At 60.3% G+C, this 3,600-nt stretch carries 3 protein-coding genes; all 3 read right to left on the bottom strand.

Translation table 11 applies throughout. From position 1 onward, the window contains the following. Nucleotides 1–59: 59 nt before the first annotated feature. A complete protein-coding gene (locus AC0AP0_RS10340; RefSeq protein ID WP_490430398.1) occupies nt 60–1,970 on the bottom strand; it encodes a glycoside hydrolase family 13 protein in 1,911 nt (636 codons plus the stop codon). A gap of 87 nt (nt 1,971–2,057) precedes the next feature. After that, nucleotides 2,058–2,957: a carbohydrate ABC transporter permease gene (locus AC0AP0_RS10335; protein WP_490430397.1), complete on the bottom strand. Its 900-nt coding sequence runs from the start codon at nt 2,955–2,957 to the stop codon at nt 2,058–2,060. A 1-nt stretch (nt 2,958) separates the two neighbouring features. Then, the coding region (locus AC0AP0_RS10330) for a carbohydrate ABC transporter permease (protein ID WP_490430396.1) at nt 2,959–3,600 on the bottom strand (642 nt) is incomplete at its 5' end.

The following is a 3,600-nucleotide window of genomic DNA, read 5'->3' as shown; positions in this document are numbered from 1 at the left end:
ATCAGGGCATCGCTGACTTCCACTCTAGCCGGGAAAACGTGCCGACGGCGGGGTTTTCCTCAGAGTCGGTAGACGAAACCCTCCCAGGGGGACAGGCGGCCGGTCAGCAAGGAGCTGGCAGTCTGCTCGGGCCGGTAGGTGGATATGAGAATCCGATCGGGATCCACCGCCCCAAGAGCCATAGAGGTGAATCCGGTCTGGTCCAGGCCCAGAAGTGCTGCGGTTTCAGGCGGTAATGAGGCCGGGCGGCTGCTCAGGTTGACCACAACCAGCAGGCGCTGACAGGGCAGGGCATCCAAAACGCTGGCAGCCTCGGGACCCGACATGGGCTCCGGAGCCTGGTCCAAGGAACGGGTGAATGAATAGATCTGGTCCGCATCCGGATCCAGAAGGGTGAAATCGCCGGCTGCCACGACCGGATTGGTGTGCCGCAGGCGAATCAGCTTACGGTAGAAGGCCAGAACCGAATCCGGGTCGCGCAGCTCAGCCTTGGCGTTGACCTTGTCCCTATTAGGGTTGACGGCCAGCCAGGGCTCCTTTGGAGCATATGGAGCGGTGAAGCCAGCGAACTTGGTGGAATCCCACTGCATGGGGGTGCGGGCGTTGTCACGACTCATATAAGCCAGAGCGGCCATCATGGACTCTGGATCCTGCTCATGCACCTGATCCACCCGCTGATGGTAGAGGTTGATGGATTCCAGATCCTGGTACTGGTCCAGGCTGGTGAAGCCGGCGTTGGTCATGCCCAGCTCCTCACCCTGATAGATGTAGGGGGTGCCTCGGTGCATGTGCAGGAGAAGCCCCAGGGCCTTGGCCGAACGCGAGCGCAGCTCCTCGCTGGAGGTGTCGCCCCAACGGGAGACGATTCTGGGCTGATCGTGGTTGTCGAAGTAGAGGCTGGCCCATCCAGCCTTGGCCACGGCCTGCTGCTGCTCGCCCATGACCGCCTTGAGCCGGGAGACCTGGAAGGGGCGGATGTCCCACTTGCTGTCCCCGGTGTCAACCTCGGTCTGGGTGAAGAGGAAAAGCATGTCCAGCTCATGGTTGGCCGGGTCGGTGATCTGCCCGCTGCGGGCAGGTGCCAGACTGGGAGCCTCCCCCACAGTCAAGTAGCCTTGTCGACCCTGGAAGACCTGGCTACGCATCTCTTGGAGGAACTCGTCCAGCCTGGGGCCGTCCACGCAGAATGGCACCGAGGACGAGTACCCCTCAGGTCCCACGGGACCGTCAGCAATGGCTGATCCGTCCTCGCCGGGCAGGCGGCCCTCGGAGTCGACGGTCTTGGAGATCATGACGATCACATCCATACGGAACCCGTCGATGCCCCGGTCCATCCACCAGTTCATCATGTCGAAGACGGCCTGCCGGACCTGGGGGTTCTCCCAGTTGAGGTCGGGCTGCTTCTTGGAAAACAGGTGCAGGTAGTATTCGCCGCGCTGCGGATCGTACTGCCAGGCGGAGCCTCCGAAGTAGGACCCCCATTGGTTGGGCTCTGCGCCAGGAGTCCCCGGTTCATGGCCGGCCTTGGCAGGGCGCCACCAGTACCAGTCAGCGTGCGGGTCCTCCCTGTTGCGGGAGGCCTGGAACCAGGCGTGTTCGTCCGAGGTGTGATTGACTACCAGATCCATGACCACCTTGATCCCCCGCCGGTGGGCCTGGTCCAGAAGTTCGTCCATATCATCCATGGTGCCGAAGATGGGGTCGATGTCCTGGTAATCGGCAATGTCATAGCCATTGTCGTCCTGGGGGGACTTGTAGACCGGGCTGAGCCAGATCACGTCCACGCCCAGATCTGCCAGGTAGTCCAGCCGCTGCGTGATGCCCGGCAGGTCACCATAGCCGTCGCCGTTGGTGTCCTGGAAGGACCGCGGATAGATTTGGTACACCACAGCGTTCGCCCACCAGGGATTAGGGGTGGCTCCGTTGGTCCGTACCTGGTCGGGCAGCTGCATGCATTCTTCCTGGGTCATGGTCCTCCTCACGAAGATTGGATTCCTGGGACTTCCTTGTTCTGTGACCTCTACTATAGGCTGTCCTCACCGCCTGTCCTGGCGGGGCTACTTGACAGCTCCTCTCATAACGCCGCTGATGACCCACTTCTGTGCGAACAAGTAGACGATCAGGATGGGTGCCAGGGCCATCAGGTAGCTGGAGAAGGCCATCGGATAGTTGGTGGCGAACTGGGAGCTGAAGACATACTGCGCCAGTGGGATGGTCTGGCTGGTCTGATCCGTCAGGACAATCAGCGGCATGAGGAAATCGTTCCAGGCCCAGAGAGCCGTGGTGATGGCGATGGTCGCATTGATCGGCCCCATCAGAGGGAAAATGATGGTCCAGAATATCCTCCAGGTACCTGCGCCGTCCAGGCGTGCGGCCTCCTCAAGAGCTGTGGGGATGGATCGGATGAACCCCGTGGCAATGAAGAGGTTGGTACCCAGACCCAACACCACGTAGAGCAGGATCAGACCGGGCACGTTGTCCAAGTGCCAGCTGCCGAACTGCTTGGCGATGGGAAGCATGACCACGGGGAAGGGGACGAACATGGCCGCGATGAAGAAGTAGTAGAGGAAGCGGAAGAAGCGCTTGTCCATATTCCTGGCTACGGCATAGGCCACGAAGGTGTTGGTCAGCAGGGTGAGTGCCACTGCGCAGACCGTGACGATGGCCGAATTCAGTGCAGCCTTGGGATAGTTGACCTTGTTCCAGGCATCGGCGAAATTGTGCCACTGCCAGGAAGAGGGCAGGCTGAAGGTTCCGGCCTCCGCAGGGGTCTTCAGAGCCGTGACCACGGTGAAGTAGAGCGGCACAAGAATCGTCAGGGAGAGGACGGCCACAGTGGCCGTCAGCCACCAATTGACCCTCTTGAGGCGCGACCCCGGGAATCCCCCATGCCGCCTTCCCCCTCTTCCTGCTGATTGTGCCGACATCTGCGGTTGCATAAGCGCTGTCTGTGCCATCTCAGATCTTCTCCCCTCTTCTGGAAATGCCCAGCTGGATGAACGCGATCACGGCCAGGACGATGAAGAACATGACCGCGTTGGCTGTCTGGTAGGCGTACTCGCCTCCGGTAAGGCCGCCCTTGTAGATGAGGTAGGTGACTGTTTCGGTCTTGGAATCGGGCCCTCCTGCGGTCAGGGCCACCACCTGATCGAAGGTGTTGAAGGCATTCTTCAGGGTCAGCACCAGATTGATGGTGAAGAACGGGCCAATCAAGGGGAAGGTGATCCTCCAGAATTTCTGCCACTCGTTGGCGCCATCGATGGATGCAGCCTCATAGACCTCTGAGTCGATGGTCTGCAGACCCGCCAAATAGATCAAGGTTGAATAGGCCACCGCCTGCCAGACCGAGAGGAAGACGATAGGGATCCATGCATAGTGCTCGCTGGTCAGCAAGGACTGGGAGAGCCAGCCGATGCCCAGGGCCTTCCCCAGAGCCGGCAGGGGCGTCATGAAGATGTACTTGAAGACATAGCCGATGACCAGAACCGAGAGCGTATAGGGGATGAAATAGATGACCCGGAATCCGTTCTTGAAGGCGATCTTTCCATTCAGCGCCACCGAGATGAACAGGGCGATGAAGTTGACCAGCAGGGTGATCAG

Source organism: Bifidobacterium sp. POST2/T3 (B1), from assembly GCF_058197115.1.
This window is presented reverse-complemented; position numbering and strand designations above follow the sequence as displayed.

Bases quoted from the DNA above. Each gene is read 5' to 3' on its own strand.
- AC0AP0_RS10340 (WP_490430398.1), bottom strand. From the start codon at position 1,970: ATGACCCAGGAAGAATGCATGCAGCTGCCCGACCAGGTACGGACCAAC.
- AC0AP0_RS10335 (WP_490430397.1), bottom strand. From the start codon at position 2,957: ATGGCACAGACAGCGCTTATGCAACCGCAGATGTCGGCACAATCAGCA.